General features: G+C 52.3%; 31 protein-coding genes and 1 other RNA gene. 16 read left to right on the top strand and 16 right to left on the bottom strand.

All coding sequences use genetic code 11. The features are described from left to right. Positions 1-90 precede the first annotated feature (90 nt). The 4 genes from BCF53_RS00415 to BCF53_RS00430 all read left to right on the top strand — a co-directional run bounded on the left by BCF53_RS00415 (position 91) and on the right by BCF53_RS00430 (position 1860). Entirely contained in the window at positions 91-303 is a 213-nt protein-coding gene (locus BCF53_RS00415) for a TIGR02449 family protein (RefSeq protein ID WP_132698744.1), read from the top strand. After that, on the top strand, positions 296-634 hold the full coding sequence (locus tag BCF53_RS00420; RefSeq protein WP_132698746.1) for a cell division protein ZapA: 339 nt from the start codon (positions 296-298) through the stop codon (positions 632-634). Before BCF53_RS00415 ends, BCF53_RS00420 begins: the two co-directional genes overlap by 8 nt. Before the next feature lie 372 nt (positions 635-1006). Further along, a non-coding RNA gene (gene ssrS / locus BCF53_RS00425) (6S RNA) lies at positions 1007-1186 on the top strand. A gap of 80 nt (positions 1187-1266) precedes the next feature. Then, positions 1267-1860, top strand: a complete 594-nt coding sequence (locus BCF53_RS00430) for a 5-formyltetrahydrofolate cyclo-ligase (RefSeq protein WP_132698748.1) — start codon at positions 1267-1269, stop codon at positions 1858-1860. Positions 1861-1914: 54 nt separating this feature from the next. Here BCF53_RS00430 and BCF53_RS19165 read toward each other — a convergent pair whose 3' ends face one another. Next, positions 1915-2073 (bottom strand): hypothetical protein, encoded by a 159-nt coding sequence (locus BCF53_RS19165; protein ID WP_165901759.1) that lies wholly within the window; start codon positions 2071-2073, stop codon positions 1915-1917. Positions 2074-2260: 187 nt separating this feature from the next. On the opposite strand from BCF53_RS19165, the gene BCF53_RS00435 reads away from it, so the two are divergent. After that, on the top strand, positions 2261-2725 hold the full coding sequence (locus BCF53_RS00435) for an EVE domain-containing protein (protein ID WP_132698750.1): 465 nt from the start codon (positions 2261-2263) through the stop codon (positions 2723-2725). A 93-nt stretch (positions 2726-2818) separates the two neighbouring features. Continuing rightward, entirely contained in the window at positions 2819-3304 is a 486-nt protein-coding gene (locus BCF53_RS00440) for a Crp/Fnr family transcriptional regulator (RefSeq protein WP_132698752.1), read from the top strand. A 17-nt stretch (positions 3305-3321) separates the two neighbouring features. Here BCF53_RS00440 and BCF53_RS00445 read toward each other — a convergent pair whose 3' ends face one another. Further along, on the bottom strand, positions 3322-3783 hold the full coding sequence (locus tag BCF53_RS00445) for a copper chaperone PCu(A)C (RefSeq protein WP_165901765.1): 462 nt from the start codon (positions 3781-3783) through the stop codon (positions 3322-3324). Positions 3784-3920: 137 nt separating this feature from the next. Between BCF53_RS00445 and BCF53_RS00450 the strand changes: the two genes are divergently transcribed. After that, a complete protein-coding gene (locus tag BCF53_RS00450) occupies positions 3921-4364 on the top strand; it encodes a YaiI/YqxD family protein (RefSeq protein ID WP_132698756.1) in 444 nt (147 codons plus the stop codon). A gap of 11 nt (positions 4365-4375) precedes the next feature. Here the strand turns inward: BCF53_RS00450 and pfkA are convergent, their stop codons facing one another. From pfkA to BCF53_RS00465, 3 genes are all read right to left on the bottom strand, one after another. Then, on the bottom strand, positions 4376-5338 hold the full coding sequence (pfkA, locus tag BCF53_RS00455; RefSeq protein WP_132698758.1) for a 6-phosphofructokinase: 963 nt from the start codon (positions 5336-5338) through the stop codon (positions 4376-4378). 63 nt (positions 5339-5401) lie between these two features. Further along, entirely contained in the window at positions 5402-5803 is a 402-nt protein-coding gene (locus tag BCF53_RS00460) for a GFA family protein (protein ID WP_132698760.1), read from the bottom strand. A 136-nt stretch (positions 5804-5939) separates the two neighbouring features. Further along, positions 5940-6764 (bottom strand): 23S rRNA (adenine(2030)-N(6))-methyltransferase RlmJ, encoded by an 825-nt coding sequence (locus BCF53_RS00465; protein ID WP_132698762.1) that lies wholly within the window; start codon positions 6762-6764, stop codon positions 5940-5942. A gap of 306 nt (positions 6765-7070) precedes the next feature. On the opposite strand from BCF53_RS00465, the gene BCF53_RS00470 reads away from it, so the two are divergent. Together BCF53_RS00470 and BCF53_RS00475 are read left to right on the top strand one after the other, a co-directional pair. After that, the gene (locus tag BCF53_RS00470) at positions 7071-8276 is read left to right on the top strand and encodes a hypothetical protein (RefSeq protein ID WP_132698764.1); all 1206 of its coding nucleotides are present in this window, start codon (positions 7071-7073) and stop codon (positions 8274-8276) included. Positions 8277-8294: 18 nt separating this feature from the next. Then, positions 8295-9320 (top strand): DUF6976 family protein, encoded by a 1026-nt coding sequence (locus BCF53_RS00475; RefSeq protein WP_132698766.1) that lies wholly within the window; start codon positions 8295-8297, stop codon positions 9318-9320. Between the two features lie 50 nt (positions 9321-9370). On the opposite strand, the gene BCF53_RS00480 is transcribed toward BCF53_RS00475, so the two are convergent. The 10 genes from BCF53_RS00480 to ubiE all read right to left on the bottom strand — a co-directional run bounded on the left by BCF53_RS00480 (position 9371) and on the right by ubiE (position 15975). Beyond that, positions 9371-9715: a HopJ type III effector protein gene (locus tag BCF53_RS00480; RefSeq protein ID WP_132698768.1), complete on the bottom strand. Its 345-nt coding sequence runs from the start codon at positions 9713-9715 to the stop codon at positions 9371-9373. A gap of 25 nt (positions 9716-9740) precedes the next feature. After that, positions 9741-10553: a shikimate dehydrogenase gene (gene aroE / locus BCF53_RS00485; RefSeq protein WP_132698770.1), complete on the bottom strand. Its 813-nt coding sequence runs from the start codon at positions 10551-10553 to the stop codon at positions 9741-9743. Positions 10554-10820: 267 nt separating this feature from the next. Next, entirely contained in the window at positions 10821-11591 is a 771-nt protein-coding gene (gene tatC / locus BCF53_RS00490) for a twin-arginine translocase subunit TatC (RefSeq protein ID WP_243645742.1), read from the bottom strand. Beyond that, the gene (gene tatB / locus BCF53_RS00495) at positions 11578-11874 is read right to left on the bottom strand and encodes a Sec-independent protein translocase protein TatB (protein ID WP_132698772.1); all 297 of its coding nucleotides are present in this window, start codon (positions 11872-11874) and stop codon (positions 11578-11580) included. The genes tatC and tatB overlap by 14 nt, the downstream gene beginning before the upstream one ends. 33 nt (positions 11875-11907) lie before the next feature. After that, positions 11908-12138 carry a twin-arginine translocase TatA/TatE family subunit gene (tatA, locus tag BCF53_RS00500; protein WP_132698774.1) on the bottom strand — a complete coding sequence of 77 codons (231 nt, stop codon included), beginning with the start codon at positions 12136-12138 and terminating at the stop codon, positions 11908-11910. 21 nt (positions 12139-12159) lie between these two features. Then, a complete protein-coding gene (locus BCF53_RS00505; RefSeq protein WP_243645743.1) occupies positions 12160-12519 on the bottom strand; it encodes a histidine triad nucleotide-binding protein in 360 nt (119 codons plus the stop codon). A gap of 15 nt (positions 12520-12534) precedes the next feature. Next, positions 12535-12867, bottom strand: a complete 333-nt coding sequence (locus tag BCF53_RS00510; RefSeq protein WP_132698776.1) for a phosphoribosyl-ATP diphosphatase — start codon at positions 12865-12867, stop codon at positions 12535-12537. 116 nt (positions 12868-12983) lie between these two features. Then, positions 12984-14600, bottom strand: coding sequence for a ubiquinone biosynthesis regulatory protein kinase UbiB (gene ubiB, locus BCF53_RS00515; protein WP_132698778.1), 1617 nt, complete (start codon positions 14598-14600; stop codon positions 12984-12986). Beyond that, a complete protein-coding gene (locus BCF53_RS00520; protein WP_132698780.1) occupies positions 14597-15208 on the bottom strand; it encodes a ubiquinone biosynthesis accessory factor UbiJ in 612 nt (203 codons plus the stop codon). The genes ubiB and BCF53_RS00520 overlap by 4 nt, the downstream gene beginning before the upstream one ends. Next, positions 15205-15975 (bottom strand): bifunctional demethylmenaquinone methyltransferase/2-methoxy-6-polyprenyl-1,4-benzoquinol methylase UbiE, encoded by a 771-nt coding sequence (ubiE, locus tag BCF53_RS00525; protein ID WP_132698782.1) that lies wholly within the window; start codon positions 15973-15975, stop codon positions 15205-15207. Before ubiE ends, BCF53_RS00520 begins: the two co-directional genes overlap by 4 nt. A gap of 112 nt (positions 15976-16087) precedes the next feature. Between ubiE and hemB the strand changes: the two genes are divergently transcribed. From hemB to BCF53_RS00545, 4 genes are all read left to right on the top strand, one after another. Further along, positions 16088-17089: a porphobilinogen synthase gene (hemB, locus tag BCF53_RS00530; protein WP_132698784.1), complete on the top strand. Its 1002-nt coding sequence runs from the start codon at positions 16088-16090 to the stop codon at positions 17087-17089. A gap of 131 nt (positions 17090-17220) precedes the next feature. Continuing rightward, positions 17221-17547, top strand: coding sequence for a thioredoxin TrxA (trxA, locus tag BCF53_RS00535; protein WP_132698786.1), 327 nt, complete (start codon positions 17221-17223; stop codon positions 17545-17547). Between the two features lie 155 nt (positions 17548-17702). Further along, positions 17703-18959 (top strand): transcription termination factor Rho, encoded by a 1257-nt coding sequence (gene rho / locus BCF53_RS00540; RefSeq protein ID WP_132698788.1) that lies wholly within the window; start codon positions 17703-17705, stop codon positions 18957-18959. A gap of 761 nt (positions 18960-19720) precedes the next feature. Then, complete coding sequence (locus BCF53_RS00545; protein WP_132698790.1) at positions 19721-20332, top strand: hypothetical protein; 612 nt, start codon at positions 19721-19723, stop codon at positions 20330-20332. Between the two features lie 306 nt (positions 20333-20638). On the opposite strand, the gene BCF53_RS00550 is transcribed toward BCF53_RS00545, so the two are convergent. Beyond that, the gene (locus BCF53_RS00550) at positions 20639-21544 is read right to left on the bottom strand and encodes a hydrogen peroxide-inducible genes activator (protein WP_132698792.1); all 906 of its coding nucleotides are present in this window, start codon (positions 21542-21544) and stop codon (positions 20639-20641) included. A gap of 168 nt (positions 21545-21712) precedes the next feature. Here BCF53_RS00550 and ahpC point away from each other — a divergent pair, with 168 nt between their 5' ends. The 3 genes from ahpC to BCF53_RS00565 all read left to right on the top strand — a co-directional run bounded on the left by ahpC (position 21713) and on the right by BCF53_RS00565 (position 25315). Beyond that, positions 21713-22276, top strand: coding sequence for an alkyl hydroperoxide reductase subunit C (gene ahpC / locus BCF53_RS00555; protein ID WP_132698794.1), 564 nt, complete (start codon positions 21713-21715; stop codon positions 22274-22276). 167 nt (positions 22277-22443) lie between these two features. Continuing rightward, the gene (ahpF, locus tag BCF53_RS00560; RefSeq protein ID WP_132698796.1) at positions 22444-24000 is read left to right on the top strand and encodes an alkyl hydroperoxide reductase subunit F; all 1557 of its coding nucleotides are present in this window, start codon (positions 22444-22446) and stop codon (positions 23998-24000) included. A gap of 211 nt (positions 24001-24211) precedes the next feature. Next, complete coding sequence (locus BCF53_RS00565) at positions 24212-25315, top strand: phosphoribosylaminoimidazolesuccinocarboxamide synthase (RefSeq protein WP_132698798.1); 1104 nt, start codon at positions 24212-24214, stop codon at positions 25313-25315. Positions 25316-25333: the final 18 nt, after the last annotated feature.

Here is a 25333-nt window from a genome sequence, read left to right on the forward strand (position 1 = left end):
TACCTTGAGTTTTCCCACAATGGTGACCAGAATCGATGGCTAACACACGTTACCTATCTGCTTATACAGAAATTAAGGTTTCCTAATTAAATGTCGAACCCGAACTTACTCACGCTTGAAGTAAAAATAGACGAGCTGCTTAAAGAATTTAAGCGGTTAGAGCAGGAAAAAAAGTTATTGCAGGCCGAACGCGAAGCCTGGAAAACCGAGCGCGCCAAGCTTATCAAGCAAAACGAGCTGGCTCGCTCGCGGGTCGAAGCCATGATAGAACGACTGAAGAGCATGGAGCAGCCTGATGTCTGAGAAACAGAAAACACTGACCGTTACTATTCTGGATCGCGAATACCGTGTTGCCTGCCCAACGGGCCAGGAACATCAGCTCAGAAACGCCGCCAACACCCTGAACGACAAAATGCAGGAAATCCGCGATACCGGCAAGGTGTTCGGCATCGAGCGCATTGCCGTTATGGCCGCACTCAACCTGACCCACGAGTTGCTGCAGTCACGCCCGGATAACGACGGAGACCTGCAAACACTGCAACGGCTGACCGCCAAGATCGACAGTGCTCTGCCCACAGCCCCAGAAACCCAGGCCGAGCCGGAATTCCAGCTGAGTGACGACAAACCCTTCTAGCACCTACCTGCGCAACGGCCGGGTGCGCTGCGCGGCGGTTCAATAATCTGACTCAGCGGCGGCCATGGCCCCTTCACTGTTGTTTTTCGTTATTCATTCAGAATAAAAAATGCTTTAAAAGCGCCTTATAAAAACTAAAAAATCTATTGTGTCTCCGGCCTCAGCCAAACCCGAGCCAACCCGAATAAGATTTATAAAATCTTTTTAAATCAATTAGTTACGATCAAAAAATACGCAATCAACGGGTAGAACATTTCCCACTGAATACCAGTTTTTAACGAGAAATCGGTCAGTTAACTGACCTGAGCGAATTTCTTTTTCGAAACCGGAAAGTCAAGACTGTCTTTTCGATTATTTTCCTTATAATCAATTACAACCCTGGGCTATTTGCCAGCCGCGAAAAGTCCTCGAGCCTATTTTACGAATTTAGGGGGCGCCTAGTTGATGTTGTGCGCATGTCTGCTCCGGCAGAAAGCCTAATACATTGCGGGGGTCACCGCCTTGGACTGCTTGGTTCAAGGTCTTCCGTAGCAGCGGTAGTCTGGGGCTAACCTTTCTTATCCTTCTCCTGTTCCATTAAACCCCTGTTCTATTAAACTTAGCTACCCACTCTCTGAACCGGGCCATCCGTTATGGATATTGCCAGCCAAAAATCACAGATGCGTACCTTTTTGCGGCGTACACGCAGAAACCTGAGCCCCGAGCAGCAACAGGATGCGGCCTACCGGCTCAGCCAGGTTATCCGCCAACATGTCGGCCAGCAGCGAAACGTGAAGATTGCGCTCTACCATGCCAACGATGGTGAGATCGATCTTTCCTTCTTCATAGAGCAATGCCATAAGCGCGATTTTGAACTGTACATGCCGGTTATTCACAGCTTTAAGCCAACACTCTGGTTTGCGCGCTATTCACCGGGCTCTGCTATGTACAGCAACCGCTTTGGCATTCCCGAACCCCTGCACGGTGAACCCATCGCCCCCTGGCAACTGAACCTGGTACTGCTACCGCTGGTAGGTTTTGATACGGCAGGCGGACGCCTCGGCATGGGCGGTGGTTTTTACGACCGCACCTTTGCGCATCAGCGGCGCTGGCCAAAGAAGCCTAAATTGTTTGGGGTTGCGCATGAATGCCAGAAGGTCGAGTCGATTCCGGTTGAGGCCTGGGATATTCCGCTGGCAGGTGTATTCACCGACAAACAGGCCTACCTGAGTCGCCAGAAGCCATAAAAAAACGCCTGAGGTTCTGCACCTCAGGCGTTTCTGATTTCTTCTTGCCCTGACTTATCGCGTCTGGTTAAGAATGATTCCTGAAGCCTGCATTTCTGCTTTACTTAATGGCTGACGGCTTTCGCTTTGTGTCATACCAGAAAGAGTTACCCCTAAGCCCAGAATCAATACCAGTAGCACGATAATATCCGGCTTGCTCCGCTTCTTAATCATTTTTTGATTCTTCTATTTTTTTAAGTGACTACCCGATTTACCCTTTGTTTAGTCAAAATCCTTTTTAATTGGGCAAATTGTGACGACCTTTATAGCGTAATTCTGTGCTGAGGTTCAAATAATGTTGTGCTTTTACGGCACAAATACACTTTAATTGTGCTCTAACTCAAATACTCGGAGTGAGTTTATGGCCGCATCCATCTGGCTGCTGAAAAGCGAACCCAATGAATTCTCGATTGATGACCTGCAGGCGCGCGGCAAACAGGGCGAGCCCTGGAACGGCATCCGCAACTTTCAGGCACGCAACTTTATGCGTGAAATGTCCATCGGTGACATCGCGCTGATTTACCACTCCGCCTGTAAAACACCGGCGATTGTGGGCTACGGTACCGTTATTCAAACGGCCTACCCGGATGCCGATGCCCTGAACCCGCAAAGCAAATACTATGACGAAAAGAGCTCGGCTGGGAACAACCGCTGGAGCCTGGTGGATATTCAGTTTTCAGAGAAGTGGTCCAAGCCGGTGACCCTCAAGCAGCTAAAGACCCACCCGATACTCTCCGAAATGAAGCTCATAAAGCAGTCGCGTCTGAGCATCTCACCGGTAACGGCGGCTGAATTCGACGAAATACTGGCGCTAAAAGACAGTTAGCAGGTTGTTTTTCTGTCTGTCTCACAATTACGTTGCCTGACCGTTGATTCTCTGACTACCATTTGTTTAACCCTGAGAACTGCCTGAAGCGCCATGGAAAAACTGAAACCAATTAACTATTCCTCCCGCACCCTTGCGGAACTGATCGACCAAACCAATTGGGCCAATGAGTTCAGTTGGGGGGAAATGCTGGTGATGGGTCGATACTTCACGGCGTATGAAGCTAAAAAGGGCCAGATCATCTTTTATGAAGGCGCCAAGGCTGACTACATGGGCCTGATCGTGAAAGGTGCTATTCGCATCAGCAAGACTGGGTCCAATAATCAGGTACAGCCACTGATCGTACTGAAAGACTCGCAGACCTTTGGCGAGCAATCGCTCATTGATGGCTCCCCACGTTCGGGGCTGGCCGAGGCCATACAAGACACCAGCTTTGTCATTACCTCAAAGCGGCAGATGATGAAGATGTCTACCGAGGAGCCGAGGCTGGCCTTCAAGCTGCTATGGAAGATCTCCGAGATCCTTTCCAACCGCTTGCGCCATACCAGCATTAAATTGCTGGATACCCCGGCGCGTTAAAGTCTGTTAACGCTGATTCAGTGTTTCATCGCCGGCATATCGGTCATTTCCTGCACCGGCAACGCCAGCTCTACGGAACCGGCCTGCTCAAACTGCAGCGTTACCCGGTAAACCTCTCCGGCAACAAACGGCTTGGCAAGCCCCATAAACATCAGGTGATAGCTGCCGGGCTTGAACAGCACCTCGCCGCCGGCGGGAATGACGATGCCTTCCTTCTGCTCGGTCATTTTCATGACGCCATCTTCCATGTGTGATAGATGCAGCTCCAGCCTGGCGGCAAAGTCACCGGAAACGGACAGCAGTACATCATCGCTGCTGCCGTGATTCTGCACCAGCATAAAGCCAGCAGAGGGCGCTCCCGGCGGGCTGACCCGCGCCCAGGGCTGGTGTATTTCAATCTGACTGACGGCATCCGCAAAAGCCGTAACCGATAGCGCCATGCTGATCAGCAGCAACCAATATTTGAGTAGAATTTTCACAAGCACCCCCTTCATTCGGGTCATCTATTTTTATTCAATTAATCAGCTATTTAAAATATAGATATTTATTAGCCGTTAGCGAATAGTATCTTTGTTATATGATGCTGTGACCGAGACATTAGTACAGGAATAGAGATTTGAAAATCTGGGTCGATGCCGACGCCTGCCCGGTCGCCATCAAAGATATTATTTTCCGCGCTGCACAGCGCACACAGCTGACCACGACCTTCGTGGCGAACCACACACTGCGCGTACCTGCATCGCCGTATCTGCATTTTGTGCAGGTGGAACAAGGCTTCGATGTGGCCGATAACCTGATCGTCGTGCGCGCCGATGCCGGCGATCTGGTGATCACGCAGGATATTCCGCTGGCCGCCGAGGTCATCGAAAAGGGATGCCATGCGATAAATCCGCGAGGCGAGCGCTGGACCAAAGAAAACATCGGTGCCCGGCTGAACATCCGCGATTTCATGGAAACCATGCGTTCATCCGGCGTGCAAACCGGTGGCCCGCCAGCCCTGAACCAGCGCGATAAAATGGCGTTTGCCAATGCGCTGGACAGGATTCTGGCGAAAGCCTGAGCGGCTGCGGATCAGAACATTGAGAACGACAGATCCCACAGTTCATCACTGAACGGGCGCTTCATGTTGTTGATGCAGTCGATGATGTCGTGATGCACCATTTGCGAGTTCATCAGGCCAACACAGCGCCCGCCTTCACCCTGCAGCAACAGCTTCACGGCGTAGGAGCCCATACGCGTCGCGATAATACGGTCTTGCGGCGTAGGTGCACCACCGCGCTGTACGTGACCCAATACCGTCGCCCGGGTTTCCCGGCCGGTGACTTCCTCGACCTTCTTCGCCAGTGAACTGATGTTGGTCATGTGTTCACAGACGGCCACCAGCATGTGTGTTTTACCTTTGGTGATACCCGCCTGAATCTCGTTGATGAGCGCTTCATCGCTGTATTCCATCTCCGGCACGGCGACGAATTCCATACCACCGGCTACCGCAGCGCCGAGCGTTAAATCGCCACAATAGCGGCCCATAATCTCAACAATAGAGATGCGCTTGTGCGAGGCAGAGGTATCACGCAGACGGTCAACCGCCTCAACAACCGTGGTCAGTGCGGTATCAAAGCCGATGGTGTAGGTGGTTCCGGGAATGTCGTTATCGATGGTCCCCGGGATACCGATGCACGGATAACCCATTTCGGTCAGCTTGGAGGCCCCCATGTAGGAGCCGTCACCGCCGATCACCACCAGCGCATCAATACCATGCTCGTTCAGGTTCTTGATTGCTTCGCGACGAACAGACTCTTCCTTGAATTCCGGGAATCGTGCCGAACCTAAAAAGGTCCCGCCATGATTGATGACATCGGAGACAGAGTCCCGTTCGAGTTTTTTGATGTTGTTGGCGTGCAGGCCGGCATAGCCATCGTAAATGCCATACACCTCCAAGCCGTTATGTAAGCCTTCACGAACAACCGCACGAATGGCCGCATTCATACCCGGGGCATCGCCGCCGCTGGTCAGTACACCGATTTTTTTTATCATTCTTATCTCCAATAAGCTGGGTGACCGGGCATGACTGCCCGGCAAAGTAACAGGGATCTTGAACTAAGGCTCCGTACCATACTGACGATGGCCATCCTGTATCTCAAACCAGGATGCTTTGTCATCAGTGTAGTAGTGCTGCCAATCTTGTGGTTTAAATTCGGTATCCAGGGTGCCCAGGGCAAAACAGCTGTAGGTTTTTCCGTAATTTCCGCAATGCTGCCAGAAGAGTGTTGAGCCGCAATTTCGGCAGAATTTTCGCTCTGCGTTTTCGCTGGCGCAATAGCTTTGCAGAGAATCTGCACCACTAATTTGAAGAGCGGTATGTTTTACGCTGCCAAAGGCCATAAATGCGCTGCCAGATTGCTTTTTGCACTGCGAGCAATGGCAATAGATGACATCCGTAATGGGGCCGGATATTTGATAGCGGACAGCGCCGCACAGGCATTTACCGAAGTGGTGCATTTTCGCTCCCTGAAGAGAATAAACGTCTTAACCAACCAACAGGCTGTTTTTACGCTGCCCTGCGCAGAGCCACAAGGTTGATTTAGACGCCAGGCTGCGAACGCTGAAAACCGATCAGGGGGCGCGGTGCCGTCGACTATTCAGCTCTCAGTTGCCGGTGGCGGAAGCGCTCCTGACCATCTGACGAAAGCTGCCGTGACAGCTCCGGCATCAGTGAGTTAAAGCGCTCGGCCAGAGTCCAGGGCGGGTTTACCGCGACAATGCCGGAGCCCGTCATGCCCGCAGCCTGATCATCAGCTACCGACATTTCAAACAGATGAACGTTTTTCAGCCGGCTGGCGACGAACTGTTTTTCAAAGCGGTTGATACGCGCCCTGTCGACCACCGGGTACCAGATCAGGATGGTGGCCTGATGCATCTTCTGCCAGGCGGCCTCGGTTACCTGAAACACCTTCTGGTAGTCCTCTTTCAGCTCGTAGGACGGGTCGATCAGCACCAGTGCCCGGTGGCTCTTCACCGGCAACAATGCCTTGAGGCCGATAAAACCATCTTCCTTGCGTACATAGGTTTGCCGCTTGCGGGCGCAGCTCTGTTCCAGCTCGCGATGCGTTTGAGGGTGCAACTCAAACAGGTGTGCATGATCACCGTCGCGCAGCAGCGAGTTAACGATCGCGGGGGAACCGGGGTAACGGCCGCGATCCACCTGCGGCCGGATGAGATCAAGCAGTGGCTGCAGCTCCGCCAGTGAGGAATGAATGACCCGGCCCATGCCCTGCTCATACTCACCGGTCTTTTGCGCTTCAGCGGCCTTCAGCTGATACATGCCGGCACCGGCATGGGTATCGATGTAATCGAATGGCGCTGGTTTCTTTTGCAGGTGTCGCAGCGATTCCAGCAGCACCCAGTGCTTTAAAACATCGGCATGGTTGCCGGCATGGTAATGGTGTTGATAACTCAGCACTGTGTACTCCAGATGAGATGTTCAGAAGAATTGGGGCGCATTGTACCCCTTATACCGGCAAGAAAAACCAACCGGTAAATGCCCAGGCTCAGTAACGTAAAGTGATAACGGCCGCTAAAAAAACAGCAACGCCCTAAGCTGATTCTAACAACCGGCTAAATATGTCATATTATCAACCCCATTCAGGGACTGATCCGGGTATTCGCCAAGTTAAAATTATCCGCTATTTTTAGTGTCAGTCTGGAATGTATAACGCCGGCCTTCGGCAGCCTTGTACAGCCAATAAAAAAATTAACAGGTAACTCAATGGACGGCTTAAAAACGGACGATCTTGGCAGAATTCTCGGGCTGTTCAGCCCCTGGACAGTCAAAAGCACTGAGTTCGACGAGCGCTCGAACAGCCTGGTTATAGAGCTGACCAAAAGTGAAGACCGCAAGCGCTTTGGCCTGATTCAGCCGAAGCCGGCTGCCGAACGGATCTGCAAGCGCTGGCATCATGTGCCACTGGGTCGTTGTCGCTGTCAGATAGAGGTAAACCTGCCCGCCAGCGAGTTGGCTGAGCTGCGTAATGGCCTGCCACCGGCGTTCCTCGGCACCGCCAGTCAATACGTTACCCGTGAGCTGGCTGATCGCATCCGGCTGGCACATTCCGCCGGGCTGCATGCCGGGCTCATCAGCGAACTGCTCGGTCTGAGTACAGAAATGGCGGAGGCTGAAATCCGTCTGCTTGAAGCCGCGCAGGCAATACAGCCGAGCACGGCCCTGCTGCCGCTGGAATCCAGCAGTATCTGGCTCAACATTCTAACCGACACCCAACCACTATCGACCACGATGCTGCCACTGAAGCTGCTGCTGTCGCGGCTGAAGCTGGATGTGGCCAAAGACCCGGGCCGGGCCCTGCACAAATCGGTACTGGAGCTGCGAACCTTTTTTGTACTGAACAGCCATCAATTGACTGCCGAACTCAATCAGCTCGGTGTTTACCCGGCTAAGCACACCCAGGCCGGGCAACAGAAACAAAAACTGAAGCTGATTTTACCCGGCAGCGGCAGCCACCTCTGGCATCAGCTGCTGACCGGTGAACGCACGCTGAAAACCGAGAGCATGCCGTTGAAGCTTTGTCTGGCTCAGCAAAAGCGCGCTTACCGCAGCGGCCCGGGCGATGCTGAACGGGCCGAAGCCATCCGCAACCTGCAGCAGTTCTTCCGGCATAACGCTCAAAGCCTGGTTTCAGAACTGAAAACACTGACCGGCTGGGCCCGGCAACAGCCAAGCAGCCCGATTCTGCTGCCCGCTATTGAACATCAGGTCTGGCAGAGCATTCTGCTCGATGACCAATTGCTGGCGTCAGAAAAGATCAACTACCGACTGCTGGTTTCCCGGTTAAAGAACAAATACCGCAGAACCGGCGACCGTGACTGCCTGTTGCAGTTACGCGACTTTTTCAACCAGAATGCGAGCACCATGGCAGCAGAGATTCAAACCATTAACCGTCTGGCTGACGGCCAATAAACGATTCAGGATTAGATCATGCCTACGAACAACCGAGTCTCCATAGAAAGCCAGATGATGGATCTGAATGCGGTGAAAGCCCTGATCCGCGCCGGAAATTTCTTAATGATCGCGGCGGATGAAAGCATTCTCTGTCAGCTTCCTGCCGGCAACTGGATTGGCGGTACCATCCCCTACTTTATGGACGAAAGCGGCGGTCTGGTAAGCCGAGAAAAGATTTTTGTGCACACCATTCATGGCTGCCAGAGCAACAACCCGCCGCGCATTACCATCTATGACAACCACTCGATCAGCCGCATTGCCACCGATGCCCCGGCCCATGGTTTTACCATTACCATTATTCCGGCGCTGTCGGATGTGCACCTGAACTATGCGCAAAACGCACCGGAGTTCCCGAGCATGTTTTACACGCCGCTGGTCGGCTGGATTTCCGGCTATCACCTGGAAGACGAAAACCCAGTTGCCAAGGTCGGCTTTGGCCCGGGTGGCAGTATGCTGATGGATAAACAGGCCGTCGCCATGCATGTGCCGCTGCCGGAAAACCAGGTAGCCACGGTGAATATAATTAATCTGTTTGAAGAAGGTACCGGCCCGGCGCTGGCGTTTTCTTCCACCGGATTAACCACCAGCGAATGCACCATCGATGGCGTGCCCGGCAACTTCGCCGAGTTCATCACCGACAATAACATCGACATCCGCTCGCCACTGGTAGCCGACTATTCTGGCATTAAGGTGAACGTCAGCATTCAGAATGTAGATCCGGAAAAGCGTCAGGTGCGCCTGTATGCGCCGGTCTTTGAAGGCGTCACCTATCACTTTGCCAAACCCATTCAGGACTTTGTCACCACCTACCACAACCACCTGGAACGCTCCGGTACCGATATTGAAAACATCGCGTTCTCCTGCAACTGCATGCTTAATTTCATGTACTCGCAGCTGGAGGGCAAAAAGGTGGGGCAGATTATTGGTCCGACTTGCTTCGGGGAGATTGCTTACCAGCTGCTGAATCAGACGCTGGTGTATCTGTCGTTGACGGAGGTTTAAGCGGAGTTCGCGGTCAGATGAGCGACCGACAGTCGTAAAAAAGAGCCGCTTCAGGCTCTTTTTACTAAGGCTTTCCCGGAAAAGCTGACACCCTTCCAGCCATGTGCCATAAACTGGCGGATGTTCTGGTGATCGCTGCCATCGGGGCTGGCCAGCACACTGCGATAGTGCTCGGCAAACAACTGCAGGGTGTGCGCTTCACTGAGTCCGGCCTGGTGCGCAAAGCTCAGTACCTTGCAGCTGCCCTGGTTTTCTGTTTCGCTGTTGTTCACTGTACCGTTTGAAAAGGCCGCGGGCGTAAACTCAAATTCCGCATCGATTGCCGCCAGCACCTGTTGAAATTCGAGGCTTTCAGGCGCTGAGTAAACCGCGGCCAGTAGTTCGTTTAATGTCATGTTGTTTCCGTTCTTAGTGCGCTGATCAGGTGCTTAAGGTTTCGCGAAGCTTTTCGATGACCGGCTTCATCTGCGGCCGGACATTACGCCAGATGTAAAAGCTTTCCGCCGCCTGACCCACCAGCATACCCAGGCCATCGGAACATTCGATCACACCCTGAGCTTTCGCCCACACCAGAAAAGCGGTCGGCTTTTTGCCGTAGGCCATATCGTAGCATTTGGTGCCGGCATTAATCAGACCCTCGGGCAATGGCGGAATCTGACCGGATAAACTGGCCGAGGTGCCATTGATCACCAGGTCGAACTGGCCATGCAGTTCATCGAAGGTTGACGGTGTCAGCGCCGGGTAATCGTCGGCCAACTCTTCGGCTTTCTGCAGGGTACGGTTGGCAACCACCAGACTGTTTGGGTTCTCGGCCAGCAGCGGCTCAAGGACACCTCGAACCGCGCCACCGGCACCCAGAATGAGAATATTGGCGCCGTTCAGCGACCAGCCCAGGTTTTCCGTCAGATCGGTCAGCAGGCCATAACCATCGGTGGTATCACCAAAGATGCGACCGTCTTCCAGCTTCTTCATGGTATTCACGGCGCGCGCCTGTTCTGCACGTGGACTCATCTCATCGACAAAATCGAACGCGTCACCCTTAAATGGGGCGGTCACGTTAAAGCCGCTGTAGCCATCCTTAAACAACTGCCAGATGCGCGTTTCAAAACTGGTAACCGGCAGCTCAATGCCTTCGTATTCAATCTTTTCGCCGGTTTGCTCAGCAAACATACGATGAATTGCAGGTGACAAACTATGCGTGATGGGATGCCCTACAACTGCATAACGATCCATAAATAGCCCTTAAAATCTTATTCGAATCGAACGATAAATGGCTTCATTTCTTTTGTCTACGCTTAAGTGTAGTCGCTGTTGGTAACTGCGGTCAGGGCTGAACCTATTGGCGCAGGCTGGTCAGGGCCGGGTTTCGCCTGTGGCAGCAGCGCCAGTGTTAAAACGTCCAATGTCGATCACTTTTATAGAACACATTAAGTCGCTATAAATCTAGTGACTCAAAATAAATCATTCATCGAATTATTTATCTGCTGCCGGGGCTGGGCGTCAGTCGAGCGCCTCTTCCTTTTCTTTCTCTTTTGCCGCTACCGGCAGGAAGCGGGACATCAGCAACCCGAGCTCGAATAATGCATACATAGGAACCGCCAGAATACTTTGTGACAGTACATCCGGCGGCGTCAGCAGCATGCCGAAGACAAAGCAACTCAGGAAGATATAGGGGCGTACGCTGCCCAGTGTTTTCGCCGAAACCAGCCCGGTTCGAATCAACAGGAAGGTGGCAATCGGTATCTCAAAGGCGATGCCGAACGAGAAGAACATCTTCAGGCAGAAATCCAGAACGTTGGAGATATCCGGCATAATTTGGATGCCGTCCGGAGCGACATTAGTAAAGAAGCCAAACACCAGCGGCAGCACCACAAAGTAAACGAAGGCCACGCCGGCATAAAACAGAATGACGCTGGAAATAAACAGCGGAATGGCCAGCAAACGCTCGTGCTTATAGAGCGCCGGTGCAATAAAGCCCCACAGCTGGTGCAGCAGGTAGGGCATGGCCACCAGCACCGACATCACAAACGCCAGTTTCAGCGGCACCAGGAATGGCGAAGCCACGCCGGTCGCAATCAGAGCGCCATTGCCATCTTCCGGCAGCAGGGCATTGAGCGGCTCAACGAGGATCAGATACATTTCACCGGAAAAGAAATACAGACCGATAAAAATAACCAGTATGACCAGAATCGAGCGGATCAACCGGTCGCGCAGCTCGCGCAGATGGTCCACCAGGGGCATTGAATTGTCGTTTGGATTAATTGCGCTCATTTGACTCTTCAGTTTTTTCTGCGGCTGGCACCGCCGGAGTTTCCGCTGTGGCACCGTTATCGTTGGGGAACTCTTTCCCTTTGGTATCTTCCATGATCTTTCGGTTCAGCTCTTCAATTTTCACTTCCTGCTCAAGCTGACGCTGCAACCCGGCAGCAAAACGACGCGCTTCACCCACCATTTTACCGAGGGTACGGGCAACGGTCGGCAATCGTTCCGGGCCAATAACCACCACCCCGATCACCGCCAACAGCAGCAGTTCTGTAAAACCTACATCGAACATCTATAAACTCCGGCCAGACACGCAATGCGCGCCTTATTCCTGCTTTTCTTTATCTTTCATTTCAGAGAAGTTGGCGTCTGCTTCTTTCTTTTCCAGAGTCTCTGGTTCTGCCTTCTTCTCATCTTCATTCATGGCGGTCTTGAAGCTTTTAATTGCACCACCCACATCACCACCCAGAGATTTCAGACGCTTGGTTCCGAAAATCAGAATGACGATGGCCAGTACAATCAATAATTGCCAAATAGAAACTCCACCTAAACCCATTTTACTGCCCTCAGTTCGCTGTTATTCATCTTCACCCGGGAAGCCAGTGTCCCCGGTATCGTTAAACTTACCTAAAATGTGAAAGTGCATGTGATGTACGGTTTGTCCGCATGCTTCGCCGGTATTTGCAATCAGGCGAAAACCCTCGGCCAAACCCAATTCTCTGGCAATTTCCGGTGCCTTGCTGATCATAGCATGGGCATAAGGTGTGCTGACCTCATCCAACTCATACAGACTGGCAACATGTACCTTGGGAATAACCAGAACATGAACCGGTGCTTTCGGTGCTATGTCGTGAAAGGCCAGAACCTGATCATCTTCATAGACCTTATTGCAGGGAATATCTCCGGTTAACATTTTACAGAATATGCAGTCGCTCACGATGCGCTCCTTTCTTTATTGCGTCCGGTTGGCCTTTTCAACCAGGCCGGACAAACCTTCACGGCGAGCCAGCTCGTTGATAATTTCATCCGGTCCGATATTTAACGTCGCCAGCATGACCAAAGAATGAAACCACAAATCGGCCGTCTCATAAATTAGTGCCTCCCGCCCGGTGCCATCTGCCCCGACGTTCTTGGCAGCAAGAACGGTTTCGAACGCCTCTTCACCGACCTTTTCCAGAATCTTGTCGAGCCCTTTGGCATACAGTGACGCCACATAGGAACTGTCCGGTTCAGCAGTTTTACGCGCTTCGAGCGTTTCTGCCAGCTTGTTTAATACTTCACTCATTATGACTCCCGTTAAATGAGTTTAAATGTTTTGATCTGTCTATTTGCCGTTTACTTTCGCTAAGCTCAAATTGTTCTCACAATGCGGTCACTGTTAGACCCACAAAAACACCCCAGCTAGGGCCACAAAAACACCACGGCAGCCACGGCAAGGACCAGCCACTGACCGGTTTCCAGGCTAGCGGCGGCCAGCGGTGATGCCAATGCCACCACCGCCAGGACCAGTGCCAGGCCACGGCGGCGCTGACGCTTAGCAGACAGGGCATGCTGCTCATTCAAACGCCGCAGCTCCAGCTGAATGGATTTATCGGCAACCGAGCCGGCTCGCATCTGTGTCAGTGCATCGTGTACTAAGTCGGGCATTTGCGGCGCTTTCGCCAGCCAGGTTGGGCCGTGTGCCTTGAGCGAATCGAGAAAACGCTTGGGGCCAACCTGAACCTTAACCCAGTTCTCCAGAAACGGCTTGGCGGTTTTCCACAGATCCAGCTCTGGATACAGCTGCCGGCCCAGACCTTCAATATTCAGCAGGGTTTTCTGCAGCAGGACCAGCTGCGGCTGTACCGTCATATCAAACCGGCGTGCGGTCTGAAACAGGCGGATCAGCAACATGCCAAAGGATATCTCTGAGATCGGCTTTTCAAAGATAGGTTCGCAGACACTGCGAATGGCGGCTTCAAATTCGTTAATCCGGGTTTCAGGTGGCACCCAGCCGGATTCCACATGCAGCTCGGCCACACGGTAATAGTCGCGGTTAAAGAACGCCAATAGGTTTTGCGCCAGATAGCTCTGATCTTCCGGCGACAGCGAGCCGACAATCCCGCAATCGATGCCAATATAAGTCGGTGACGCCGGGTTGGAGACATCAACAAAGACATTGCCCGGGTGCATATCGGCATGAAAGAACGAATCTTTGAACACCTGCGAAAAGAAGATTTCCACCCCACGCTCGCCGAGCACCTTAAAATCAATGCCGGCGGCGTTCAGAGCATCCAGATCAGAAACCGGCGTGCCGTAGATTCGCTCCAGCACCAGCACACTTTTGCGGGTGAACTCCCAGTAAACGACCGGAACATACAGCTTACCCTCGGCAATGGTATTACGCCGCAGCGTCGCGGCATTAGCGCCTTCGCGCAGCAGATCGAGCTCATCGAAGATGGTTTTTTCGTAATCCTCAACCACTTCCACCGGCCGAACGCGGCGGCCATCCGGGAACTTATTCAGCAGCCGGGCCATCAGCTTCATCAGCGCAATATCTTTGGCGATGGTTTTCTCGATCCCCGGGCGAATGACCTTAACGACAACCTCTTCGCCCGTATGCAGGCGGGCGGCGTGCACCTGAGCAATGGATGCCGATGCCAGCGGCGTCATGTCAAATTCTGCGAACAGCTCTGCAATTGGCTTGGCCAGTTGTGACTCAATAATCTGCCGGGCGGTTTCACTGGCAAAGGGTGCCACTCTATCTTGCAGAAACGCCAGCTCTTCGGCCATTTCATCGGGCAACAGATCGCGCCGGGTGGATAGAATCTGGCCAAACTTAATAAACACCGGGCCCAGGTGCTCCAGCGCCAGGCGCACGCGGCGGCCTTCGTTCTCTGTGACCTTAAACAACCAGCGGGTCGGCAGCACAGCCAGCAACAGCCGCGCATACCAGGGTAAGGCGGCACTGTTGATCAGGGTATCCAGACGGTAACGGCCAAGTACCCAGAAAATTTTAACCGAGCGCGTCAGGCTCATTGACGCCCTCCGGACGGCTTATGCGACTGCACCTTGCCAAAGACAAACTCCAGATCGGACTTTGCCTTGTCTGCGAGCCGGCCGGAGAGTGTTTTTACAAACTCTGGCGAACCAAAGGCAATGCCTTCATCTTTCATGTACTTGCGGGTTCGCTCCAGCGAGTCGATCTGGTTTTTTGCGACGCCGAACATAAAGCGGGCACCATCGGCGACAACGTGCGCCGGCAAATCACCGATCTTATCGCCCAACGCCATTTCCCAGTCGACATCCAAATGCGCCAGCACATCCTGAATACCAAAGAAGGTGCGGGTATCGCCTTCAATGTTGATCGGGTGCTCGATCATCGCCTCGGTGCGGTCTTCGGCCCGCAACACGGCGAACAGGTCTTTGGCCTTGCCAGACACCCGGGCGCTGTATGGCGCTACTGCGCCGGGTTCAACCATAACAAAGCCATCACTCTCAATGACCAGGCTAACCGACAACGACGGTTCGTTCACCGCCAACACCAATACGCACTCCCCCAATGACGCCAGCTTCTGCTGCGCCGGTGCATCGTATTTTAAAGCGCGGTTGACCAGCATCTGCACGGGTAATAGAACTTCATTCATGCCTTGGTACCCCGGTGCAACGCGACAATGCCCCCTGTGAGGTTATGGTAGGTGGTTTGCCTGAAACCGGCGGTCTGCATCATGCCTTTCAGTGTTTCCTGGTCCGGATGTTTACGGATCGACTCTGCCAGATAGCGGTAGCTTTCGGAATCATTGGTCACTAGCTTGCCCATGACCGGCAGGGCCGTGAACGAGTACAGATCATAGGCTTTGGAAAGAAATTCAAACTTGGGCTTGGAAAACTCCAGCACCAGCAACCGGCCACCCGGCTTCAGCACCCGGTAGAACTCGGCCAATGCCTGTTCTTTGTGGGTTACATTGCGCAAACCAAAGGCCATGGTAATGACATCAAATTCGTTATCGGCAAAGGGCAGATGTTCGGCGTTGGCCTGCACGACCTCAAGATTGCCGGATACACCACGGTCGGCGAGCTTATCGCGCCCCACCTTCAGCATTGAGTCGTTGATATCGGCCAGCACCACGCGGCCCTGATCACCCACGCGTTTCGAAAACGCATAGGTTAAGTCACCCGAGCCACCGGCAATATCCAGCACACTGTGACCACGGCGCACGCCGGAAAGCTCAACAGTATATTTCTTCCAAACCCGGTGTACGCCGAAGGACATAAGGTCGTTCATCAGGTCGTACTTGGCCGCTACAGAATGAAATACCTCTGCAACCAGCTTTTCTTTTTCGGATTCTTTAACTGTCTTATAACCAAAGTGCGTGGTGGTTTCAGGCGTGCCGGAATTACTTGATGTGGTCATTGGTGTACTCAAACGTTAATTCGCTGCGCATTGTAGCCTTTTTGGTAAACCTTTGCGCTTTTTCGTACAGCTGGTTAGTCTTGCGGCCTGAATTTCTGGCCGGAGACATGCTATGCGAAGCTTCCCTTCATCCCGTATGCGTCGCCTGCGCGCAAAAGACTTTTCCCGTCGGCTGGCACGCGAAAACACCCTGACTACAGCAGACCTGATCTACCCGATATTTGTACTGCCGGGCGAAAACCAGCGCGAAGCGGTTGAATCCATGCCCGGTGTGGAGCGTCTGTCTGTCGATCTGCTGCTCGAAGCCGCAGAACACTGGGTTGCACTGGGCATTCCCATGCTGGCGCTGTTCCCGGTTACGCCGCTGGAATTAAAGAGCGAAATGGCGGAAGAAGCCTACAACCCGAATGGCCTGGCACAGGTTGCTGTGCGTGCGCTGAAAGCGAAGTTCCCGCAACTGGGCATCATGACGGATGTCGCACTCGACCCGTTCACCACCCACGGCCAGGACGGCATCATTGATGACAACGGCTATGTAATGAACGATGTCACCAAAGAGATTCTGGTGAAACAGGCGCTTTCACACGCTGAAGCCGGTGCCGATGTGGTGGCCCCCAGCGATATGATGGACGGGCGCATTGGTGCCATCCGCGAAGCGCTGGAGGCGCATGACTTTATCAACACCATAATCATGGCTTACTCAGCGAAATACGCCTCTGCCTTTTACGGCCCGTTCCGGGATGCGGTCGGCTCCTCCGGCAACCTCGGTAAAAGCAGTAAGGAAACCTACCAGATGGACCCGGCCAACAGTAACGAGGCGCTGCACGAGGTGGAGCTGGATATCAGCGAAGGCGCCGATATGGTGATGGTCAAGCCGGGCATGCCGTATCTGGATGTATTGTGGCGGGTGAAACAGACCTTCGGGGTGCCGACCTATGCTTACCAGGTCAGTGGTGAATACGCCATGCAGAAAGCCGCTTCACAAAATGGCTGGATTGACGGTGAAAAGGTGATGATGGAAAGCCTGCTTGCCTTTAAGCGCGCCGGTGCCGATGGCATTCTCACCTATTTTGCCGTCGATGCCGCCCGGCTGCTGAAAAACTCCACACTTTAAAGGCAGGCCGGCAACTGTGGATTTTTTGCGATCCATTACTCGCTCATTTGTATTATTTTTTGTCGAAAATATAGACACACCCCACTGAGCGAGTAAACTGACCCCCTCAATCCCTGACGAATATATGAGAAATGAGCGAAAACATTCTTAACGTAACTGACGATGGCTTTGAAAGCGATGTATTACGCAGTGAACACCCTGTACTGGTCGACTACTGGGCAGAATGGTGTGGCCCATGCAAAATGATCGCTCCGGTGCTGGAAGAAGTTGCCGATGAATACGCTGGAAAGATGGTTGTTGCCAAACTGAACATTGATGACAATCCAAACACTCCGCCAAAATATGGTATTCGTGGCATTCCAACGTTGATGATTTTTAAGAATGGTGAAGTTGCTGCCACTAAAGTGGGTGCTTTATCTAAATCTCAGCTGTTAGATTTTATTCAAAGCAATATCTAACTGAGTTGAATGGGCGGCTCCTTTGAGGCGCCTTAAATAAATTCTGGACAGCCCTACTCTGTAAGCCTATATTGTTTGCTCAGCGAACAATAATTCAAAACCTCAACTAAACCTATCGAGCTTCTTCGCTCCTGCCACTTCAAGCCAAAACATCTATGAATCTTAGCGACTTAAAAACCAAAGCAGTTCCCGAGCTGTTAGACATTGCAAAAAGCATGGGTCTGGACAACATCAACAGAACCCGTAAACAAGACCTCATCTTCACTATTCTGAAGCGTCACGCCAAAAGCGGTGAAGACATTTACGGTGATGGTGTTCTGGAAATTCTGCAGGATGGCTTCGGCTTCTTGCGTTCTGCCGCCGCTTCTTACCTGGCTGGCCCGGATGACATCTATGTATCACCCAGTCAGATCCGACGCTTTAACCTGCGTACCGGCGACACCATTGCCGGCAAGATCCGTCCACCGAAGGATGGCGAGCGCTACTTTGCATTGCTCAAGGTTGACACCATCAACTACGCGCCGTTGGAAGAAGCTAAAAACAAGATTCTGTTTGAAAACCTGACACCCCTGTTCCCGGATGAGCGCTTAACGCTCGAAGCCGGTAACGGTTCTACCGAAGACATGGCCGGCCGAATTCTGGACCTGGCATCTCCGGTCGGTAAAGGTCAGCGTGGTCTAATTGTTTCACCGCCGAAAGCCGGTAAAACCATTATGCTACAGAATGTTGCGGCAGCGATTACCCGCGACGCACCCGATGCCGATCTGATCGTGCTGCTGATCGACGAACGCCCGGAAGAAGTAACTGAAATGCAGCGCTCGGTGCGCGGCGAAGTTATCGCGTCAACCTTCGATGAGCCACCAGCCCGTCACGTTCAGGTTGCAGAAATGGTTATCGAAAAGGCCAAGCGCCTGGTTGAACACAAGCGTGATGTCATTATTCTGCTCGACTCCATTACCCGTCTGGCCCGTGCCTATAACACCATTGTACCGAGCTCCGGCAAAGTACTGACCGGTGGTGTCGATGCCAACGCTCTGGAACGTCCGAAACGCTTCTTTGGTGCTGCCCGAAACATTGAAGAAGGCGGCTCACTGACCATCATCGCGACCGCGCTGATCGACACCGGCTCGAAGATGGACGAAGTAATCTACGAAGAGTTTAAAGGCACCGGTAACATGGAAGTGCATCTGGATCGCAAGATTGCAGAGAAACGTATCTTCCCGGCCATTAACATTCGCCGCTCCGGTACCCGTCGTGAAGACAAGCTAACCACCGCACCAGAATTGCAGCGTATGTGGATTCTGCGCAAACTGCTGGCTGAAATGGAAGACGTCGCGGCTATTGAGTTCCTGATGGGCAAACTCAAGCAAACCAAAACCAACGACGAATTCTTCAAGAGCATGAAGGGATAAATTTGCGGTTTGAGCTTCGCTCAAAAACTGAATGGCTAATGCCATTCAGTTAGCAAATTTATGGCTGAGCCTCTGGCTCAGACCGGGCAAGAACGCCACCGGCTTTAGCTTAATCACAACATATTCATAGTTTTACGATGTCAGCTGTGCTGACAGCCGGGCAGGATTTCCCTCATTTTTACGCTCAATGGCTAATGCCATTCAATAAGGGAAATTACGGACAGCCTTCCGGGCTGGACCGGGCCGGTATTCCACTGGCCTTTCGTTTAAACGCAGTATTTCTATCGTTTTACGATGTCAGCTGTGCTGACCTCCAGGCAGAATTAACGCTTCACATCAGTTCGTTGTCGGGCTAAAGCCCGACAGGTAAGCCCCGAATGATGAATGGAGCCATGCCGTGTTGGCCTGAAGACCAACCTACAACAGCGGTTCATTTGTAGGTCGGGCTTCAGCCCGACAAGTAAGCCTCAAATGATGAACAGTGGCATGCAGCGTTGGCCTGAAGACCAACCTACAACAGTGGCTCATCTGTAGGTCGGGCTTCAGCCCGACAAAGTCAGCCTAAGATATAAAAGCAACCCTGTTGGCCTATAGACCAACGCGCCTTATGTTCCAATATGGACAGAGGTCCGTCCTCCCAACCTAACCAAATACCGTTCAAAAACAACAGGCAGCCAGCCTGATCTTGTTCTATATTTCCTTTACGAGATAAAGACACACTCAGCTCTTCAAATGAATTCTGACTCAAACGGATACTCTGCATGAAAACCCTCCGAATAGTTGTTTCGGCCACACTCACCGCTGCCCTGTTGAGCAGTTGCTCATCCCCATTTATTTACGAGGAAAACCTGCAGGTTGAAGAAACCGCTTCCGGCTACCTTTGCGATATTGCTGAGTCCATCAGCACTGAGCACAACGGTAAAGAATACAAGATGGTCAATCAGGTGAACCGTTTGGTTGAAACCAAACGCGAATGCCAGCTGGAGAATCTCGCCGGCGATATCAACACCCGCAGCGTTTATGTGCACGAACAGAATGACCAGTGGCAATACGACAGCCAGCTGACCTTTGTTAAGGGTGCGGAAGGGTTTCCGTTTTTAAAGGAGTGGGTATTGCTGAAGCAGAATAAGAAAGACCACGTCGACCTGGTCTTCATCAACTCTCTGGAAGCATTGCCATACGCCTTTGACCGGGTAACCGAGATGAAGTCGGCCGGCACCAGCTACTGGCTTAAAAGCAGGGTAAATACCCTGAAGGGTGAGGAATCCCGCATGCAGAGCTTCAAGGGTGGCTATCGCTACACCGAAGAGAATACTCAGGGAATTCTTTTGGAACAATGCAGCCAAAATGGCCTGCAGTGGTTTGATTGTTAATTAGCAACCTGATGGATCAGGTTACCCGGTGGGCTAAGTCACCTTAGCCTTTACCGGATGCGTAAGCACTAAATACTAAATACATAGTCTCAGTCATTAGCTTTTTCCTCCATTGCATACACAGTCACCGTAGTAGTCGTTTGAGTAATTGCACTCGCCTGAACTTTGTCGCGGCTTCTGTACTGTTTTCTTCTGTGGGTTCGTTTGCTTAGTCATTGCCTGTCCCCTTACCTGTGATGCCAGTATCGGAGACCAGGCGTTGAAAGGCTATCAACTAATCCAGAAGTCAATGTTCGGAAAAACAGATCAGGTTTGAGAGTTAAGCGCTAACTGACCGATGAATAGTTTTTTCAGCAGCTCAATGCTGGCCAGACCGGCATAGTTAGGCCGAACGATAAAGGCCAGCCGGCGGTGCGGACCGGGTTCATCCAGTTTCAATGCGCTGAGTTCGGGGTTTTGCGGCAACAGGAAGGGCAGCGCCATCTCCGGCACCAGTGTAGTCCCCATGCGCCCGGCCACCATCTGCACCAATGTATAAAGGCTGGTACCGGCAAGCCCTTTTTCATTTTGTGGTCTCGGCATCTGACACACCGATAAGGCATGATCGGTCAGGCAGTGGCCTTCTTTTAACAGCAGCAACTTACTTTGCTGCAGCTGCTCACGGGTGATCACGCCGACATTTTCCGGCTGCAGATCGCGGTGGCTCAACGCGTAAAAATCTTCCTTCCAGAACTCAAAACACAGCAGCCCGTCGGTGTCGTAAGGCAGTGCCAGGACGGCGGTATCGAGCTCGCCACGCTTTACCTTATCTACAAGAACGGATGATTGCTCTTCTGCTATGGTCAACTCTAAATCCGGATAAGCATTGCGCAATGCCGGTAGAACCTGCGGCAATAAATAGGGACCAATCGTTGGGATGGCACCCAGGCTCATCGGCTGGCTCAGTGGTTTGGAATGGCTTTTAGCCAGCTGCTCGATGTCATCAATCTGTGTCATCACCTGCTGGGCACGTTCCAGTATCTGTTCACCCAGCGTGGTCACCAGTACCTTTTTATTGTCGCGCTCAAAAATCTGTACATCCAGTTGAGATTCCAGCTCTGAAATCGCAGAACTAAGCGCCGACTGAGAGACATTACATAATTGTGAAGCTTTTCTGAAATGCCGGGTTTGTGATACGGCTAACGCATAGTGAAGCTGTTTTAGAGAGATCATTAAGGGCTTTCCGAACCAACAGAGAAGCCGTATTTATACATTCGGAAAAACCGAACATCAACTTCAAATAAATCTGATTTTAGGAATACCTGTTTAACCCTATTATGAGTCCATCGCTGAACGACACGAATTCAGCAAATAACTGACTAACCTAAACGGAGCTACAAGATGTCTATTATCAATAAAGAAATCCCAGAATTTTCAGTAGAAGCTTTCCACAACGGTGAATTCAAAACCATCACCTCTGAAGATGTAAAAGGTAAGTGGTCTATCTTCCTATTCTACCCTGCGGATTTCACTTTCGTATGCCCAACAGAACTTGAAGACATGGCAAAAATCCATGAAGAGCTGAAAGCTCTGGATGTTGAAGTTTACGGTGTATCTACTGACTCTCACTTCGTTCACGCTGCATGGCATGAGCACAGTGAAGCAATCAGCAAGGTTACTTACCCAATGCTGGGCGACACCACCGGTAAAATCACCCGCGGTTTCGACATCATGATTGAAGAAGCGGGTCAGGCACTGCGCGGTACTTTCCTGGCAAACCCGGATGGCATCGTAAAAGTTGCTGAAATCCACGACCTGGGTATCGGCCGCTCTGCAAAAGACATGCTGCGTAAAGTAAAAGCGGCTCAGTATGTACAGAACCACGACGGCGAAGTTTGCCCGGCAGCGTGGGAAGAAGGCGAAGCGACTCTGACTCCTAGCCTGGACCTGGTTGGCAAGATCTAAGATCAGCCACAGCGTATCCTGAAGGGCGGCTCTGCCGCCCTTTTTTAACCTGCCGATCAAGCCGGTATCTAATCTTCGGGCAGCCCAGTACGGAAATTAGATACACGCTTAGTCAACACCTGTACCGAACAACAAGTTTCTCTATTTTAAGTTTTAAGGAAAGCACCATGTTATCCAACGATATTTTAAATGCTTTGAAAGGCTACACCGCTAACATGACCCGCAAGGTGAGCCTGGTATTGAACACCGGCGAACACCCAAAACGTGCCGAGCTGGTTGAATTCCTGGAAGGCTTCACGTCGGTTTCCGATAAGCTGGCTTTCGAACAGAACGATATCAGCCGTGTTGCCCGCAGCCCCATTACCTTCCAGGTAGAAGTCGATGGCCAGTCGACTGGCATTCAGTTCTCCGGTATTCCCGGTGGCCACGAGTTCAACTCACTGGTCCTGGCCGTGTTGCACGCCGACAGCGAGCCGCAGAAGCTGGACGAAAGCATTAAGAATTTGGTCAAAGGCATTGATCAGCCGCTGAAGTTTGAAGTCTTCGTCAGCCTGTCGTGCCACAACTGCCCGGAAGTGGTACAGACGCTGAACCAGTTCGCGGTACTGAACCCGAATATTCAAACCGAAATGATCGATGGTGGTCTGTACAAAGAATTGATCGAAGAGCGCAACATCCAGGGCGTACCTTCGGTTTACCTGAACGGAGAAGCGTTTGCCAACGGTAAGATCGACACCGCTCAGATTATTGAGAAGTTGATTGCCAAGTATCCGCAAATCGCACAGGCAAGCGCTCCAGCTGAACAGCTGCCACTGCAAGATGCGGTTGTGATCGGCGGCGGCCCGGCAGGTGCATCATCGGCTATTTATTTGGCCCGTAAAGGCCTGGCCGTAACGATTGTGGCCGATCGCTTTGGTGGTCAGGTTCAGGATACGCAAGGCATTGAAAACCTGATCTCGGTTTCTAAAACCACCGGGCCAGAGCTTTCCAACAACCTGATGAACCACATGAACGACTACAACATCACCAAGCGCGAGCACTTCCGTGTTGAGTCGATCGAAAAAGGCGACATCAAGAAGATTACCCTGTCTTCCGGTGAAGTTATTGAAACCAAGTCGATCATCGTGGCGACTGGTGCCAAATGGCGTGAGCTGGGCGTACCGGGCGAGAAAGAAAACATCGGTCAGGGCGTGGCTTACTGCCCTCACTGTGACGGTCCGTTCTTCAAGGGTAAAGATGTTGCGGTCATCGGTGGCGGTAACTCTGGTGTTGAAGCGGCACTGGATTTGGCCGGCATTGTAAAATCGGTCACCGTGTTCGAGTTCCTGCCCGAGCTGAAGGCCGACAAAGTACTGATCGACCAGATTGAAAAGCGTGACAACATCAAAGTAATTAAGAACGCGGCCACCAAGCAGGTGATCGCCGACAACGGCAAGGTTGTGGCTCTGGAATATCAGGACCGCGCCACCGACGAAATACGCCGTGCCGAGCTGTCTGGTGTATTCGTACAGATCGGTCTGGTGCCGAACAGTGCTTTCCTGGAAGGTGTCGTTGAACGTACGCCTTACGGTGAAGTTATCATTAATGAAAAGGGTGAAACCAGCGAGCCGGGCATCTATGCCGCAGGTGACGTCACAACGGTACCGTACAAGCAGATCGTCATCGCCATGGGCGAAGGTGCGAAGGCGGCACTGGCCGCATACGACTACCTGTTGCGAGGTTAATCGACCCCCTTTACATAGCAGCAATCCTGTAGCAAACCTTGGGCTTGAACGTGGACCTCCCCCTTTTCCACAACAAGCCTTTTTTTATGCCTGTTTAAAAGCTAACCGTGGCATTTGAACTGGCGAATGCTTTTGGTTCTGGTATCTTTCGCCCTGCAGTTTTTATCCACACGTCGCCTCCGTGCCGCATGCGAAATTACAGGATTGCCGAATGAGCCTTGCCGACCAAGTTCTTGCCGTTAATGATGATCTTCCCATCCGTACCCACCTGCCCGTTCACAGCGGCAAGGTGCGCTCCGTTTACTGGCTGACCGAGGCCGACAGCCAGCGGCTGATTCAGCAAAAGGGCTACGATGTGGCGCCCGATGCGCAACTGGCCGTGATGGTGATCAGCGACCGGCTTTCAGCCTTTGATTGCATCTGGCATGCCGAAGGCGGCTTGAAGGGTGTGCCGGGTAAAGGCGCGGCGCTGAATGCCATTTCCAACCACTGGTTCCGCCTGTTCAAAGAAAACGGCCTGGCCGACAGCCATATTCTGGATATTCCGCACCCCTTCGTGTGGATTGTGCAAAAAGCCAAACCCGTGATGATCGAGGCGATTTGCCGCAAATACATCACCGGCTCCATGTGGCGCGCCTATGAAAAGGGCGAGCGTGAATTCTGCGGCATTCAGCTGCCGGAGGGTTTGGGCAAAGATAAAGAACTGCCGGAACTGCTGATGACACCTTCCACCAAGGGCATTCTGAAAGGCATTGCGGGCGTGCCGGAAGCCGATGACGTCAACATCACCAAGGCCGATATTGAAAACAACTTCGCCGCCTTTAACTTCCGCCGTAAAGAAGACATCAGCCACTATGAAACCCTGCTGGCCGAAGGCTTCGGGGTCATCAGCAAGGCGCTGGCGGAAATCGGCCAGATCTTTGTCGATACCAAATTTGAATTCGGTTACGTCACCGACGCCAGCGGCAGCGAAAAACTGATCTACATGGATGAGGTGGGCACGCCAGATTCATCACGCATCTGGGATGCAGCCGCCTACCAGCGCGGCGAGATTGTGGAAAACTCCAAAGAGGGCTTCCGCCAGTTTCTGCTCAATCACTTCCCAGACCCGGACATTCTGCTCAACAAAGAGCGGATGCCTGAACGCAGCGCACTGGCACGCGATAACGCCCTGCCGGCGGAGGCAATGATGGCGGTCTCGCGAACTTACATCGCCATTGCCGAGAAGATCACCGGCCAACCGATCACATTAAGTGAGAACCCCAAGCAGGAAATCATCGACGTACTGCGCGAGCACTATGGCTTAGTGGATTAACCGACGTACTGTTGAAGG

Source organism: Reinekea marinisedimentorum, assembly GCF_004341165.1.
Taxonomy (GTDB): Bacteria; Pseudomonadota; Gammaproteobacteria; order Pseudomonadales; family Natronospirillaceae; genus Reinekea; species Reinekea marinisedimentorum.

Coding starts and splice junctions, on each gene's coding strand:
- trxA (WP_132698786.1), top strand. CDS start 17,221: ATGAGCGAAAACATTCTTAACGTAACTGACGATGGCTTTGAAAGCGAT.
- BCF53_RS00460 (WP_132698760.1), bottom strand. CDS start 5,803: ATGCACCACTTCGGTAAATGCCTGTGCGGCGCTGTCCGCTATCAAATA.
- ubiE (WP_132698782.1), bottom strand. CDS start 15,975: ATGACCACATCAAGTAATTCCGGCACGCCTGAAACCACCACGCACTTT.
- BCF53_RS19165 (WP_165901759.1), bottom strand. CDS start 2,073: ATGATTAAGAAGCGGAGCAAGCCGGATATTATCGTGCTACTGGTATTG.
- pfkA (WP_132698758.1), bottom strand. CDS start 5,338: ATGATAAAAAAAATCGGTGTACTGACCAGCGGCGGCGATGCCCCGGGT.
- BCF53_RS00480 (WP_132698768.1), bottom strand. CDS start 9,715: ATGACATTAAACGAACTACTGGCCGCGGTTTACTCAGCGCCTGAAAGC.
- BCF53_RS00545 (WP_132698790.1), top strand. CDS start 19,721: ATGAAAACCCTCCGAATAGTTGTTTCGGCCACACTCACCGCTGCCCTG.
- tatB (WP_132698772.1), bottom strand. CDS start 11,874: ATGTTCGATGTAGGTTTTACAGAACTGCTGCTGTTGGCGGTGATCGGG.
- BCF53_RS00430 (WP_132698748.1), top strand. CDS start 1,267: ATGGATATTGCCAGCCAAAAATCACAGATGCGTACCTTTTTGCGGCGT.
- BCF53_RS00420 (WP_132698746.1), top strand. CDS start 296: ATGTCTGAGAAACAGAAAACACTGACCGTTACTATTCTGGATCGCGAA.
- BCF53_RS00440 (WP_132698752.1), top strand. CDS start 2,819: ATGGAAAAACTGAAACCAATTAACTATTCCTCCCGCACCCTTGCGGAA.
- tatC (WP_243645742.1), bottom strand. CDS start 11,591: ATGAGCGCAATTAATCCAAACGACAATTCAATGCCCCTGGTGGACCAT.
- hemB (WP_132698784.1), top strand. CDS start 16,088: ATGCGAAGCTTCCCTTCATCCCGTATGCGTCGCCTGCGCGCAAAAGAC.
- ahpF (WP_132698796.1), top strand. CDS start 22,444: ATGTTATCCAACGATATTTTAAATGCTTTGAAAGGCTACACCGCTAAC.
- BCF53_RS00510 (WP_132698776.1), bottom strand. CDS start 12,867: ATGAGTGAAGTATTAAACAAGCTGGCAGAAACGCTCGAAGCGCGTAAA.
- ubiB (WP_132698778.1), bottom strand. CDS start 14,600: ATGAGCCTGACGCGCTCGGTTAAAATTTTCTGGGTACTTGGCCGTTAC.
- tatA (WP_132698774.1), bottom strand. CDS start 12,138: ATGGGTTTAGGTGGAGTTTCTATTTGGCAATTATTGATTGTACTGGCC.
- aroE (WP_132698770.1), bottom strand. CDS start 10,553: ATGGATCGTTATGCAGTTGTAGGGCATCCCATCACGCATAGTTTGTCA.
- BCF53_RS00470 (WP_132698764.1), top strand. CDS start 7,071: ATGGACGGCTTAAAAACGGACGATCTTGGCAGAATTCTCGGGCTGTTC.
- rho (WP_132698788.1), top strand. CDS start 17,703: ATGAATCTTAGCGACTTAAAAACCAAAGCAGTTCCCGAGCTGTTAGAC.
- ahpC (WP_132698794.1), top strand. CDS start 21,713: ATGTCTATTATCAATAAAGAAATCCCAGAATTTTCAGTAGAAGCTTTC.
- BCF53_RS00550 (WP_132698792.1), bottom strand. CDS start 21,544: ATGATCTCTCTAAAACAGCTTCACTATGCGTTAGCCGTATCACAAACC.
- BCF53_RS00475 (WP_132698766.1), top strand. CDS start 8,295: ATGCCTACGAACAACCGAGTCTCCATAGAAAGCCAGATGATGGATCTG.
- BCF53_RS00520 (WP_132698780.1), bottom strand. CDS start 15,208: ATGAATGAAGTTCTATTACCCGTGCAGATGCTGGTCAACCGCGCTTTA.
- BCF53_RS00415 (WP_132698744.1), top strand. CDS start 91: ATGTCGAACCCGAACTTACTCACGCTTGAAGTAAAAATAGACGAGCTG.
- BCF53_RS00435 (WP_132698750.1), top strand. CDS start 2,261: ATGGCCGCATCCATCTGGCTGCTGAAAAGCGAACCCAATGAATTCTCG.
- BCF53_RS00565 (WP_132698798.1), top strand. CDS start 24,212: ATGAGCCTTGCCGACCAAGTTCTTGCCGTTAATGATGATCTTCCCATC.